Origin of the sequence: Maribellus sp. YY47, from assembly GCF_023111095.1 — a bacterium.
In the GTDB taxonomy this organism is placed as follows: domain Bacteria; phylum Bacteroidota; class Bacteroidia; order Bacteroidales; family Prolixibacteraceae; genus Draconibacterium.
Map to the genome: position 1 here is coordinate 7,446 of NZ_JALGYW010000003.1, position 13,226 is coordinate 20,671.

Consider the following 13,226-nt stretch of genomic DNA (forward strand, 5'->3'; position numbering starts at 1 on the left):
TGAAAGCGCAGAACTGGGTTGTAATCCGGAAGTAGTAGCTCCTGTTTTCACAGGATCAGACAACTGCGAAGGTGAATTCGAACCGAACGTTACAACTGAAGGTTCTACCAACATCGGTTGCAGCTATTCTCAAACATGGACTGCGAACTATACCGATGCTTGCGATAATCCTGCTGCTCCGGTTAGCATTACTTACACCTGGACCCAGGACACTGAAGATCCGATCGTAGTTTGCAAGGATACCACCATCCAGTTAGACGAAAATGGTATGGCCAGTATCACGGCTGAATATATAAACGGAGGTTCTACTGACAACTGTGGTATCGACACCATATACGTTAGCCAATACGATTTCACCTGCGACAACGTGGGACCAAATGACGTAATCTTGACCGTAGTCGATAATTGTGGCAACACTTCCTCTTGCACCGCAACTGTAACTGTTGAATCTGGTGCAGCCAACTGTGTAAATATCGAAGCTAAGCCTGATGTTCTGGAAATAGTAGTTTGCAAAGGAAGAGAGGTTGCTGGCAGTATGAATATTCTTGCCAATGATAATTTACTCGATGGAAACATTAATCTTTCTGTTGAAAATCTTCCACAAGGGGTTCAACTTGATATGACCACTGGTGATCTCACCTATTATAGTGAAACCATCACTGAAAGTATTATCGAGTTTACCTATACTATCTGTCACAACGTTTATACAAACGACTGCTCTGAAGCACTTGTTACTATCAATGTGCTAATTGACACTGACTGTGACAGCATTCCGGATGTAACTGACATTGACGACGATGACGACGGTATCCTTGACATTCACGAAAATCAAAATGCGTTGAATCAGGAAACATTGGATTCGGATGGCGACGGAATACCTGACAGATTAGATATCGACTCAGATAACGACGGAATTCCGGATAATATCGAATGGCAACAAACTACTGCAGAAGGTATTCAATACGCTGAAAATGGTGGAGTTGATGCAGGTTATGATTATTATCCTCCACTTGGAACGGACTCAAACCAAGATGGTTGGGATGACCAATACGATGACTTGGGAGTTTATTATACTCCTGTTGACATGGATATGGACGGAATACCGGACTACCTGGATGATGACTCTGATGGAGATGGTATCGCAGACTACATTGAAGGTTGGGATCTCACACCTCATGATACAATTGCAGACGTTGATTTTGCAGGAACTGACATAGACGGCGACGGTTTGGATGATGCATACGATTCTTACAACACCATCACTGAATGGTTGCATGGACTAAACGCCATTGGCTCAAATGCTCCGCTACAGGATTCTGACAGTATTATTGGGGTACGTGACTGGAGAGATGATTATGCTCCGGTACCTCCGCAACCACCAATAGCTGCAAGTATCATATTCATACCAAATGGATTCTCTCCGAATACGGACGGCTTTAACGACTATTTCCAGATTGTAATGAAAGATGAATTTGGTACGATCCACGATATATTTGGGGAAACCTATCCCGATGCGAAGATTGAGATCTTCAACCGCTGGGGAAATAAAGTATTCGGTAAATCGAATTATGGAAACTATGCGAAATGGAATGACCAGGATGCATGGTGGGATGGGACTTCAACAAACGATCTTCAGGTTGGTAAAGACAAGCTACCAACAGCAACGTACTTCTACATTCTATACCTTGGTGATGGGAACGACCCAATTACAGGATCAATATTCCTAAATAATTAATGGTAATGATTAATCTAATGTTGAATTCAAAAAAGGAAAAAACGATGAAAACGAAATTAAATATTATCAAAGCTTTAGGGATCCTGGCAATTGTGTTTACCGCGTTTACATCAAACGCCCAGCAGGACCCGATGTTCACCCAGTACATGTTCAATACGCAAACCATAAACCCTGCTTATGCAGGGACATGGGAATCGGTAGGATTTATGGCCCTCGGCCGTCACCAATGGACAGGCTGGGACGGAGCTCCTGAAACTTATACTTTCTCTCTTCAGGCACCGTTAAGAAACGAACGAGTGGCCTTAGGATTGAACGTAATAAATGATAAAGTAGGATTGGAAAAACGCTTCTATATGTTTGCCGACTATTCTTACCTTCTTCCGATTAGTGAGAAAACAAGTCTGCGTTTAGGATTAAAAGGAGGTTTTACCAACTATTCGAACAACCTGCAGGAATACGATATTATCAATCCGAATGACCCAAATTTTGTGGGCGAAGTGAAAAATGCTTTTAAACCCAACTTCGGGATTGGAGCATTCCTTTACAGCAAAAGGGCATATGTTGGTATATCCATTCCGAAACTGGTAAGCACCGACTTCGAAAACGACATGGAAAGTTTTTCAGTAGAAGGAGAATTAAGGCACTATTTCGTGATTGCCGGTGCCGTTTTCGATATGGGTGAAAACGTTAAGTTCAAACCTACCATGTTCACCAAAGCTTCGTTTACTTCTGAAACCGGAGCTCCCCTTCAATTGGATTTCTCAGGAAACTTCCTGATTAAAGAAAAACTGTGGCTGGGAGCCATGTACCGGACAGGATCGTCTTACGGCTTTATTGCGCAGTGGATATTCGATAAAAAGTTGAGGGTTGGTTATGCCATCGACTTTGCCACGAACAACATCAGACACCACAACAACGGAACACACGAGATTATGGTGTCGTACGAACTTAGATTCAAAAAAGAAGAAGTGGTTTCGCCACGATACTTCTAAAAGAAATAATGTTGTGTTTTTTAGAGCCCGAGTTCCAGCTTTCCTTGCTGGTTCTTGGGTTTTTTCTTTTGGTGCTCTTCAACAATAGCGTCTATTTCGGGCAAACAACGCCCACATGATGTTCCGGCACGAGTAAACTTCTGAATATGTGAAGTTGTTTCAGCTCCCTTTGCTAATACCGATTTTATTTCACTCTCTTCAATCAAATTACAAATGCAAACCAGTTTCCGTGCCATTATCTGTCGTGCTTAAAATGTTACTACAATACTTGTTTTGTCTCGGGAGCACCTAATTCACACATTAAAATACTCAGCCTGGTACTTAAGCCCATATTTCGGTTAATAACAGAAATTACTTCCCACAGTCCGACCATGGCGCCTTTTGCACCATGGCTTTTACATCGTCTGTAATATCCACTAAATCATTATCGTGGTTGTTTTATTCAGGTGGCTTTCTGCTTCAACCTAATATTTTGTTTTCAGCAAATACTTTTACCTTTCGGTAAACTTCAATTACAGTATCGTTTTTGGGAAGCGTACTGTATATTTTTTCCATAAAACGCTTTTTCATCATGAGCTCAAAAGAAACCTTAAAGTTAATATCAAATACCCAGGAAAGCTGCATAATTTTGATATCAATCTGGTTAGCAACATCGGCCTTTTCTACGAGTTTGCCGGAAAGAATCTGTCGGGCAACGTCGGCCGAAACCGGTCCTCCTTTTGGCATTTCCCACGTGAGGGTATGATTGGGAACAGCTTTTGGATTGGTGTAATAATCGGTAATAACCTGAAGAATATCCAGTTTATCGGCATCGCGAAGAATGCGGCCATACAGAAGTTCTTTTTCAGCCGACTCTTTGGACAGTTCTCTTTTATTATGATATTCTATGGCCAGCAAAATTCGGCTCTTCTCCCCTTCCGGGCATCCGTCCAGCCATCCGTTTTCGTTCACAATTTGTAACGAATAATCAGCGTGATCAACCGATTGGTTATCATTAAAGGTATTAAACTCAGCCAATTGTTTGAATCTGCCTACATCGTGAAAAATTCCGCACAAAAAAGCCCGCTGTTGTTCTTCCTCTGTCATGTCCAGACTTTGCGCAATTTCAGCACACAAGCGTGCCACGCGCAACGAATGCTCATATTTTATCTGAAAGTTATTGCGTTGCTCTTCCGATAATCCTGAAAATGAATCGAAATAACCTTGAAAATTCCTTTGTGCAAGCTCTGTTCCCTTCTCCATAAATCCAACTTTTGAACGGGCAAAGGTAATGATATCGCCTCTCGGCCTTTACTACCCGGTCAATATTTTATCAACATTTAACAGAGAATGACCGGAATCGTCAATCGATCAAAAAGAATATTATCGCGTATAATTTTTCTGTTTCATTGGGGAATTTTGTTATTTTTGCGCCACGAATCGGTCCCCTAGTTCAATGGATAGAATTTCAGATTCCGGTTCTGACGATATGGGTTCGAGTCCCGTGGGGATCACGTTACGGGACAAATTCAAAATTGATGAGTTTGTCCCGTTTTTATTTCCTCCTATTTTATTGTCTATCAGCAAAATATACTTCAGTGCTTCATTTATTCTTGTGGTTCGAAATTGAATACCGTCAAATGTCAATTTTTCGGGGAAGACCGAACCAATGATTTTTCTTTTCTGGGTAATGCTGCCATTCTCGTATAATGAATCAAGGTTGGAAATACTGCTAATCGCCTTGTCCCATAAGGGTTCTATGTTTTCAAAATCACTTATGGAGCCAGTTAATTTCGCTTCAAGTCTGGTAATTCGCGTTTCAATTTCAGATTTCATTATGCGATAGTCTTCGGCCTCAATATCGCCGCATAAAAGCAATTCCCTTGCTTTGGAAAGGCGTTTATTTTCTTCCTGTAACTGTAGCTTTATTTGTTGGATATCTCCCTTTTGTGCTTTCGTTTTTTCGTTATAACGGTTTACGATAACTTCTTTATACAATTTCAACTTAGGGATTGGGCGTACATATTCGCCTATTTTATCAACAATTTTTTTGTTTAGATCAGTTGCACTGTGCCTGAAATCACAACCTCCCGTACAATGATAATAGTGATAATATTTCGTCCGTCCTTTTGATGCACTCCCCGATAACAGCCGTCCGCACTGTGGACAGATGAGAAAACCCCTTAATGGCAAATTATCATCGACAAGTATTTTTGTCCGCTGAACCTTTTTGCGTCCGTCAAGTACGTCCTGTACCTTGTAAAACAAAGTTTCGGTAATTAAAGGCTCGTGCTGACCGGTTACAAAGTAACTTTCTTCATCCTTGTATTTTGGAATAAATATCTTTCCACAATAAAGTGGGTTTCTAATCGCCAACCAGAATGCGTTTTTACTGCATTTCACCCCTTTAGCTTTGGCCATTTTCCATACCTGTTCTGTATTAAACTGGCCACGGGCTAGTTCTTCAAATACCCATTTCATGATTTTTCCGGTAATCTCTTTCGGGGCTATATACTTTTTCCCGGTTTCAGAAACTTTATTCGCATACCCTATTGGAGCCGTCCCCATCCATCTTCCTTCTTTTTTTGCACGCCGCATTCCATGAAACACATTTAGTGCCCTGCGGTCATTCTCCACTTCGGGAGCAGCCAAATAAAAAGCAAGCATCATTTTATTTTCCGGAATGGATAAGTCCAACGGCTGTTCTACTGCTTGCGGTTCAACACCCAGACTGCGCAGCGTACTGATCATTTGATAGGCATCGCCTGCATTTCTGCTAAACCTATCCCACTTCGTAAAAAGAATTAAATCCGATTGTCCACGGCGTTTTCGCAATTCACCCAATAACTTTGTCCAGGCCGGACGCTTGAATGTTTTTGCTGAATGGTCCTCAAAAACGACTTTGCGGACTTCGATATTGTTTATTTCGCAATACTTGGTCAGCCGTTCTTCCTGGTCACGCTGGGAGTAGCCTTTATCGGCTTGTTCATCGGTGCTGACACGAATATATAAATCGGCAATTCTCATGGCTTGTTATTCTTGTTCCTGTAAATTTAAAAAATTATCCCGGTGTATCCAGAAATTGTTCTACAACAATCTCTGCCATTCCGTACATGAAATCAAGTATAACTTCTGCCTGTTCTATGGTAACATCAATCCCATCTTCCTTCAAAAGTTTAACTGCCCGTTCAGGTGAAATTTTATGTCCGCCTTCACAATCCATTGCGTTTCTCCTGGTATCCGGTCATCAATTTTTGTCCATTATTATTCATGGTCCATTTGCCTTTCCCATAAAAATATGGCACGTCAACTAACGATTTGTGTGCCAATCATGTGATGACATTTTATGTCTTGATAATGGCAGCTTTTGGCGCAAAAACAATTTTTTCAAATTGCAATTACATTGTGAAATCGCCGGATATTTACAGTTTAGTTTTTACTGTACTTCTCTCCTGAAATTTCTTCCCCTTAAGCGGTGTATCTGGTGCCCCTGAGCGACCGTGTTCAGGAGCGAAAGTATTTCCGTGTTCTTTACGCCGACGCAAATTCAAGCCTGACGGTTTTGCGAAAAATCTTCCTCTTTCTTTTCTGACGAGTGTATTTCCCGCAAAAAATCTGACATCGGCTAAACACTACTTTCCCATGCCCCTGAAACACGGTCACTCCTCACCGGCTCCGATACGGCATAAAAAAAAAGTCAGAAATTATGAGAAGCACAGTAAAAAACAGGAAACAACGATCCACCTACCTTCCAACCAACATAAAACTGGTTGTGAAAATCGCTCTGATAGTATTGGGTTTCTATGTTTGGGGAACTGAATTTATCTGGGTGCTGTTGAGTTTATACCTCGGTTGGGCAGTTATCAAACAACTGGCGTCCTGCCTTGTCTCTCTTATCGTTCTCATAATCATTCTGGCTTTGCTGGTTTCATTAATCTTTTAAAAGGAAAAACAATGGCAAAGTATTATTCACTATTCGGAAAAGCTACCACCGATACCGAAGTACAGGTGGTGAAAGAAAATCAGGTTGTTATCGGGTATGGTTATGCAATGAGTGAATCCCGGTATGTGGTTTATAAGGTTGAACACATCAACAACCGGGGTTTTATGTATCATCTAATCAATACCGACACCAAAGCTATGGACAGGACCGACATAATAAACCCGTTATCCAAAAAATTCGGCATTGGCAGGTACTACGATGATGTAAAACCGGAGTTTATAGATGCTTTTGAGGTGGCCATACTCCTTCAGGAAGCACAGGCGAAAGCCAAAACAGAGGAGGACGAAGCCGAAAAAGAGCGGATAAGGATTGACGAAGTAAAAGCAGTCGGTCGCAAACGTTTCACTGAGATATTTCCGGAAGATGCACAGGCAGTTATTGTGGCACGGTTGAAACAGGACGAAAGCGACAGCATGACCGACTACTTTGCAAGCAGCACACAGCGCACCGTCATTTTAGGGTTTTCCACACACAAAAGGGACATCTTTTCGGAGATGCGCAAACATGCCCCCAATTTTGAAGAAACGGCTTACCTCTCGGAATTCAATCAGGATTACGAACACCGGGAAAAATACAGCATGGGCGCAGGTTACTATCTGGGAGAAAGCAAATATCACGGGTGGATAATTGAAAAAGTGCCTGTATATGACCGCTCCAAAACGATTGAGGAATTCGCATACACCGCAGGGAATGAAGATAACATTCGCATAAATAAGCCGGGTGGAACACCGACTGATACCCCCAAGTTGGAAGATAAAGCCAATTGTACTATGGTGGAATATTCAGCCAAAGCGGTCGCTGTTTTCGGAAATACCAAGCCAATCAAAGACGAACTCAAAGCGATGGGCGGACGGTTTAACAACCGATTGACTTTTAAGGGAGAAAAAATAGCAGGCTGGATATTTCCCAAATCAAAAGAACAGCGTTTAGCCTGCTATTTCGGACTGGATTAAAATATTTAATGAGTAAGAAAAATTCTCGTTTAAATCGCAAAGGATACATAAATGAAAAAAACAATAAGAGATATTACAGGAGCAAGCATTGAGGTAACGGATTTAGACAAGGCTATTGAGCAATGTGAGCTTTGCAAGGATAGTCCGTACAAAATGCCATCGGGACAAACGGTTGGAGAAAACTACAGGCATATGTTATCCCAACTTGAGAAAATGAAACAGATAAAATGAAGAGGCAGGCGGCATTTACCGCCTGTTACTTTTTCCATGAGCCGATAACCATAGCGGGAGAAAAAGTAACAAAAAGCCCTTTAATGACGGTTTCTCCCCTCTAATTTTCGGGCGAAGATACAGGTAAATCACCGACAAGCTGCAAGGTCAATGCCCTGTGGGTTTTACAAACAATCTCCACACCTGCGGGTAGTATTCTTTGCAAAAACCTTGCGCGAAGTCTCTGATTACCTGTGGTGGTGAAAGCAAAAAATTAGTGTTGAACCATTAAAATTTTTGCATTATGAAAGTTAATTATTTCTCCATTCCGGAAATTACAGTGTCGTATAAAGACAACGTAAAAGCTTCAGAACGTTTTGTTGTTAAATGTTCAGAAGATGCTTCGCAGATATTTGCCGAGGCGCATAAAGGTTGTATGGAACACCACGAGGAAGTGAACGTATTGTTCCTGAACCGTGCCAACCGGGTAATTGGAATAAGCTGTATCAGCAAAGGCGGGCTCGACGGTACTGTGGTTGATATACGGATTATCCTGCAAACAGCTTTAAAAGCGAACTGCTCATCGGTAATGCTTTCTCACAATCATCCGAGTGGCAGCAGGAAACCCAGCCAGGCGGATATTGCAATTACACAAAAATTGAAAGAAGGTTGCAAAGCCGTTGGCCTGTTACTTTTAGACCACCTGATTATAACCGGCGAAGGTTACATGAGCTTCGCCGATGAAGGGCTTTTATAGCCCTTTTTTGGTCGAATACATAATGTATTTTTACTTGTTTTTAAGCTCAGTTCTTTGTTATAGGCTTTAATTTTGATTTCTTTTATATAATTCTTTTAAAATATCAATACCTCTTTCAGCATGTAATAAACATATTTTATCTGCAATATCTTTGAATCCTAATTGGTATAGCTTTTCAGTGAGTTTGGTGATTGTACCGCGAGATATATCGTATTCAACATGATTTTCAAAAAGGGAAACAAGTAGATTGCCTACCATTTCGGGTTGAGCATCCACATGCTTTTGTAAACTTTCAATAAAGGAGTACCTGTCTGATGAATTTAAAACATCTGAAATCAATAATTGTAATTTATAAACTTCTTCATCGATATTATCCATAGAATTAAACCATTTGGATATGCCTGAAAGTAAGGCGACATTTCGCTCCGTTTCATTTTTCTCTAATTCGGTAGTAACTATTTTAATATATAGCGGTACAACTTTTCGCTTTTCCTTTTCTATTAATGTTCTCTTCGGACTCCAAAACTTATAAATTAGGGATGATTGATGTTGTTCAATTTTTGATTGAATTAGCTTATTAACTAATATGTCATCAATCGGAATAATGTCTTCAACCAAAGCAACCACTACATGGTGCACTAAGTTATTAATTGCACCTCTTTCCTCTTGGCTAAAATCATAGTCAAGAGCTTTTTCATATATACCTTTTTCATTTAAAAGTTTGAATTCGTTCAAATAGAAGCGTGGATTATAAAAGAAATAGCCACATGCTGTTGCATTAAATTTTGGGATATTGTCTTTATTAAAAAAAATAGAGACATTAGCATTCACCCAATCTGGGTGTGCAATATTTATATATGGTAGAAAACGACCAAAAGAAAAGTAAAGTAAATCTTCACTAACGTTATTTGTTAATAAAGCACCAACCACTTCTTCTAATTCATTATGTAACTTTTCCTTATCCTCATTATCTCTACTAAATTTTAATAAATACTGAAAAATTGCATTGTACAATACCCCTTTTGAGTTATTTAGTGCTTTCATTGAAAGTTCATCAAAGTCAAATGGTATTTTCTCATCTTTTATCAGAATCATTATTAAAAGAGATTTTATCCTTTGAAGATTATTATCGCCTAATGATTTATGGTCTTTACTTAAACTATAATCAACTAATCTAAGAAACTCTGTTATGTAAAGATTAGGGAAATTCTCGTGCTCGGTTGTATTGTTAATTTCCCAGAATCTTTCTTCTTTAAAAATGTTTTCTGTAACCTGTAACACACACTCTAAATCGAAAACTTTTTCATCTTCAGCTTCTCTTAAACCACGCATCCATGAATACTGGAATTGGTAAGATGATTTTATAATAAGCTCAGCACTACAGTATTTTTCAGGATTATTTCTAATATCAGAGACGATTATTTCGGATAATCCTTCAATTGAAGGCCCACTAAAACTTTTTGGTTCATTACGGTATTTTTCGAAATATCCTATTGTTTCAGCTAGTGAAAAACCATCTATTTGTTCTTGAGTTAACGGTGATTCGTATCCCACTATAGCTTCACCATGCCATACATCGAACCCAGGATGGCTTAGTTCAGAATCATTAATTGAATGATATTCTTCAAATTGGGATTTAATTCTTTTGTCTTTATTACTCAGAATTGATGACAACCACTCTTTCTTTTGATAAGCAACAATTTTCTTAGAGAGTTCTTCATCTGCTCTAGGCGACACATAATATTCTTTCTCCTCAATCCACTTTAATATTTTTCCTATTTGGTCTTCATTAAATTCATCTGTATGATTTTTCAACAGCTCATACAATTCATGTTTGTACTGCCCTTCAAACGAACCAATCAGTGGATTTTGCTTCCAATTCCAAAATAAGTCTCCTAGTATATCATATCTATTATTTATAGTATGAATAGCAACACGGTTAAATACTGGTATTTTGCTCTCGAGGAGTTTGTTAACTTTTTCAAGAATCTCTTCATTGGAAATTTTATGTAAACAATCACGTAGTAAAAATGTAACCTGTGAGGTATATCTTTCGGGGAATAAATTTTGTGTATGTTCTTCTATGGTTGGAGTTGAAATATTGTCGAAAACATATTCATATTTAGCTGTTATTTCTTTAATTTTTTCAGTAACCAACTCATATATTTCAGTTGGGCAAATACTTAAAAAATCGTCCTTCCTATTAGCTAATAATTGTCCAAACCAATATTCGTCCATTAAAGAAACCACTTTATCATTTCCAAAACCATTAGTTTCAACATAACTTAGTATGATATCTAAGAGCCTCATAATAAAAATAGTATGTTTCTCTCTGATGAAACGGTCCATAAATATTTTATCTAGGTCCGATGAGATTAATGAGTTTCCCCAACTTGAAACCAATGCTTCTTTTATTAAATTAAAATGTTTTTCGTCGATATTTTCAGATGGTAATAATCCTATTAGTTGACACAATGAATGGTCTGTTCTGAAATTTACTATTCGCTCTTCACCAATGCAGTATGTATTTATGTCATCTATTATATCAAGCAAAATAAGCGTTGTTTCTTTATCAGGTTGTTTTAAGTTGTCTTCTGCCACCTTTAGTAAAAACTCAAAAATAGTCCAATATGGTACTGTAAAATATCCTGGATTTTCTTCAGATTCCTGTGGCAATGGATTTTTATCACCAGAGAAATAACCTTCGTCATATAATGGTTTAAGCCATGTTCTATTTGTTAGATTTTTAAAAAAATATACATACCTCGCGTCAAGTGTAAGTACATTATTTAAAGTCCCTAACACTCCCTTTTTTGTCGTATTATTTTCCGGAAAATCAGTGTTAAGATAAATATCTAATAATGAACTAATAGAATAATAGTTACCTACAAGTCTTTCTAAGATAACCGTAAAATCATTCCACAGATTTGTAAATGCTTCTTTTTCTTTTGGTTCTCTCCATGCACCGTGTCTATGAGCGTATTTGTGAAATTTGTTAGCAACATCAAACCATTTTTTTATGAATTCCTCTTCTTTCTCAATACCCAACGCCTTTATTATTGCGGTAATCGTATCTTTATGAGTTGTTTTTCTTGTCGGTTTGGCACAAGTTGGACAAACTTGAATATCTTCTTTCTTTAATATTAGTACGTCTCTTAAACCACCTTCAATTTCTCTGGCAATATGTGCCAACAAGTATGCTTTAGCCTCATATTCTGAGTCTGCAACTCTTATTCCTGTTGCGTAGAAAGCAGCAATCTCATTTCCTATCGTTTTTAGTCCTTTATATATTTCAGCTTGTTTGTTATTCATGGGTTTTATTATTGCCTATAGCTAGGTTATTTTGAAAAGCCTTCTCATAAAACGGTATATAATTTTTATTATAAAGTTTTTCTATTTCTTATTTCGCGATATTTTGGGTTGTTTAGCCATTAGTTATGGTTTTATGTGTTTAAAATTAAATATAAAACCGATTAAATCTTCTGTTTTTCACCACTTTGTTTAATAGAAACCTCAAAGGTTTTACCGGTGAGCTACGAACTACCTCTTCAGCGAAAAATGTGAACTATATTTTACACACTCATAAAAATGTAAAACTGCCCTGAAAGAGTAGCGCTTTCTTGCCGAAACAAAAAAGAGATGATTGAATTACCAGGAACCCAAATCACCTCTTCGTTTTAATTTGTTTAGAATCTATTCGTCAGTGTTTTTATTCTGAAAACTAAATGTTTTCTGCACCACCTGACCAAAATTGTCCTGAATATAAACATCTATTGTTTGCTGGTCGGAACAGTGTGAGGTATAATACAACCGAAACTCTGTTTTTTCGAGCGGGTACAAATCGTTTGGCAGAAATACCGTACCGTCGTCCATTTTTAATTCACCTTCCCCGTCGGGCTGGAACATACGGATAAAAAACTCCGCATTTTTATATTCACCTTCCCTGGATAAAGTACAGCGAATTTCAGCGGTTTCGCCTTTCCGAAGGCTTTCCTGTACCGGCATGGTAACCAAATCAAAACTATACGCCTGAAATACTTCCAGCATGTCATCGCAGGCACTGACCAGCAGCGCCATTGCTGCCAGTCCTGTCACTATCATAAGTGTTCTTTTTAATTTTCTCATTAGAATATTTTTAAAGGAATACAAATTTGCCTTTCAGCGTGTTATTCATAAGTATCACAGCATTCTCGATACCGTAAGCCACCAGCATCGACCCGTTCCGGGGCTGCATGCCCTTTGTCCCGTCAGGCCGAAAAAATCGGGTTCTTTCATACAGGAATTTTACAGCCGTTGCATGGCCAAGCACCACATCGTGAAACCATTTAGCCTCAATCTTGGAAAATACTAATGCAATGCCATTGTTATGCTCTGCCATCTTTTCAAGAAATCTTTTTGCCAGAGGATTGGAGTAAGGAGGGTTCAGCCATACCCTGCCATTCCAAGGGTGTTTCAGCCCGTCTTCTTCCAAAGTATAAATATGCTTTGCTGATTGGTTTATCCGGTAAGCTTCCACAGAGGTAGCCGGGTCCAAATCAAAATCACCCAGCGAGCGAATAATCTCCGCTGGTGTGTACCATTCATCGTTCTCTTTCAT

General features: G+C 38.9%; 12 protein-coding genes and 1 tRNA gene. 7 read left to right on the plus strand and 6 right to left on the minus strand.

Annotated elements, in window-relative coordinates:
• Together MR764_RS02840 and MR764_RS02845 are read left to right on the plus strand one after the other, a co-directional pair.
• On the plus strand, positions 1-1,735 hold a 1,735-nt coding region (locus MR764_RS02840), incomplete at its 5' end, for a gliding motility-associated C-terminal domain-containing protein (protein ID WP_247977878.1).
• A 44-nt stretch (positions 1,736-1,779) separates the two neighbouring features.
• The gene (locus tag MR764_RS02845; protein WP_247977879.1) at positions 1,780-2,727 is read left to right on the plus strand and encodes a type IX secretion system membrane protein PorP/SprF; all 948 of its coding nucleotides are present in this window, start codon (positions 1,780-1,782) and stop codon (positions 2,725-2,727) included.
• Between the two features lie 20 nt (positions 2,728-2,747).
• Here MR764_RS02845 and MR764_RS02850 read toward each other — a convergent pair whose 3' ends face one another.
• Together MR764_RS02850 and MR764_RS02855 are read right to left on the minus strand one after the other, a co-directional pair.
• Complete coding sequence (locus MR764_RS02850; protein WP_247977880.1) at positions 2,748-2,963, minus strand: (2Fe-2S)-binding protein; 216 nt, start codon at positions 2,961-2,963, stop codon at positions 2,748-2,750.
• Positions 2,964-3,186: 223 nt separating this feature from the next.
• On the minus strand, positions 3,187-3,969 hold the full coding sequence (locus MR764_RS02855) for an HD domain-containing protein (RefSeq protein WP_247977881.1): 783 nt from the start codon (positions 3,967-3,969) through the stop codon (positions 3,187-3,189).
• A gap of 179 nt (positions 3,970-4,148) precedes the next feature.
• Between MR764_RS02855 and MR764_RS02860 the strand changes: the two genes are divergently transcribed.
• Positions 4,149-4,220: transfer RNA gene (locus MR764_RS02860), tRNA-Arg, on the plus strand.
• Between the two features lie 1,547 nt (positions 4,221-5,767).
• Here the strand turns inward: MR764_RS02860 and MR764_RS02865 are convergent.
• Complete coding sequence (locus MR764_RS02865) at positions 5,768-5,929, minus strand: hypothetical protein (protein WP_247977882.1); 162 nt, start codon at positions 5,927-5,929, stop codon at positions 5,768-5,770.
• 483 nt (positions 5,930-6,412) lie between these two features.
• Between MR764_RS02865 and MR764_RS02870 the strand changes: the two genes are divergently transcribed.
• The 4 genes from MR764_RS02870 (at position 6,413) to MR764_RS02885 (ending at position 8,629) form a co-directional block, all read left to right on the plus strand.
• Positions 6,413-6,649, plus strand: coding sequence for a hypothetical protein (locus MR764_RS02870; protein ID WP_247977883.1), 237 nt, complete (start codon positions 6,413-6,415; stop codon positions 6,647-6,649).
• A gap of 11 nt (positions 6,650-6,660) precedes the next feature.
• Complete coding sequence (locus MR764_RS02875; protein WP_247977884.1) at positions 6,661-7,662, plus strand: hypothetical protein; 1,002 nt, start codon at positions 6,661-6,663, stop codon at positions 7,660-7,662.
• A 51-nt stretch (positions 7,663-7,713) separates the two neighbouring features.
• Positions 7,714-7,893 (plus strand): NADH-quinone oxidoreductase subunit F, encoded by a 180-nt coding sequence (locus tag MR764_RS02880; RefSeq protein WP_247977885.1) that lies wholly within the window; start codon positions 7,714-7,716, stop codon positions 7,891-7,893.
• Positions 7,894-8,176: 283 nt separating this feature from the next.
• The gene (locus MR764_RS02885; protein ID WP_247977886.1) at positions 8,177-8,629 is read left to right on the plus strand and encodes a JAB domain-containing protein; all 453 of its coding nucleotides are present in this window, start codon (positions 8,177-8,179) and stop codon (positions 8,627-8,629) included.
• A gap of 66 nt (positions 8,630-8,695) precedes the next feature.
• Here the strand turns inward: MR764_RS02885 and MR764_RS02890 are convergent, their stop codons facing one another.
• From MR764_RS02890 to MR764_RS02900, 3 genes are all read right to left on the minus strand, one after another.
• Positions 8,696-11,941 (minus strand): hypothetical protein, encoded by a 3,246-nt coding sequence (locus MR764_RS02890; protein WP_247977887.1) that lies wholly within the window; start codon positions 11,939-11,941, stop codon positions 8,696-8,698.
• 381 nt (positions 11,942-12,322) lie between these two features.
• The gene (locus tag MR764_RS02895) at positions 12,323-12,730 is read right to left on the minus strand and encodes a DUF3872 domain-containing protein (protein WP_247977888.1); all 408 of its coding nucleotides are present in this window, start codon (positions 12,728-12,730) and stop codon (positions 12,323-12,325) included.
• Between the two features lie 34 nt (positions 12,731-12,764).
• Positions 12,765-13,226 (minus strand): phage N-6-adenine-methyltransferase, encoded by a 462-nt coding sequence (locus tag MR764_RS02900; protein WP_247977889.1) that lies wholly within the window; start codon positions 13,224-13,226, stop codon positions 12,765-12,767.

Coding starts and splice junctions, on each gene's coding strand:
- MR764_RS02845 (WP_247977879.1), top strand. CDS start 1,780: ATGAAAACGAAATTAAATATTATCAAAGCTTTAGGGATCCTGGCAATT.
- MR764_RS02850 (WP_247977880.1), bottom strand. CDS start 2,963: ATGGCACGGAAACTGGTTTGCATTTGTAATTTGATTGAAGAGAGTGAA.
- MR764_RS02855 (WP_247977881.1), bottom strand. CDS start 3,969: ATGGAGAAGGGAACAGAGCTTGCACAAAGGAATTTTCAAGGTTATTTC.
- MR764_RS02865 (WP_247977882.1), bottom strand. CDS start 5,929: ATGGATTGTGAAGGCGGACATAAAATTTCACCTGAACGGGCAGTTAAA.
- MR764_RS02870 (WP_247977883.1), top strand. CDS start 6,413: ATGAGAAGCACAGTAAAAAACAGGAAACAACGATCCACCTACCTTCCA.
- MR764_RS02875 (WP_247977884.1), top strand. CDS start 6,661: ATGGCAAAGTATTATTCACTATTCGGAAAAGCTACCACCGATACCGAA.
- MR764_RS02880 (WP_247977885.1), top strand. CDS start 7,714: ATGAAAAAAACAATAAGAGATATTACAGGAGCAAGCATTGAGGTAACG.
- MR764_RS02885 (WP_247977886.1), top strand. CDS start 8,177: ATGAAAGTTAATTATTTCTCCATTCCGGAAATTACAGTGTCGTATAAA.
- MR764_RS02890 (WP_247977887.1), bottom strand. CDS start 11,941: ATGAATAACAAACAAGCTGAAATATATAAAGGACTAAAAACGATAGGA.
- MR764_RS02895 (WP_247977888.1), bottom strand. CDS start 12,730: ATGATAGTGACAGGACTGGCAGCAATGGCGCTGCTGGTCAGTGCCTGC.
- MR764_RS02900 (WP_247977889.1), bottom strand. CDS start 13,226: ATGAAAGAGAACGATGAATGGTACACACCAGCGGAGATTATTCGCTCG.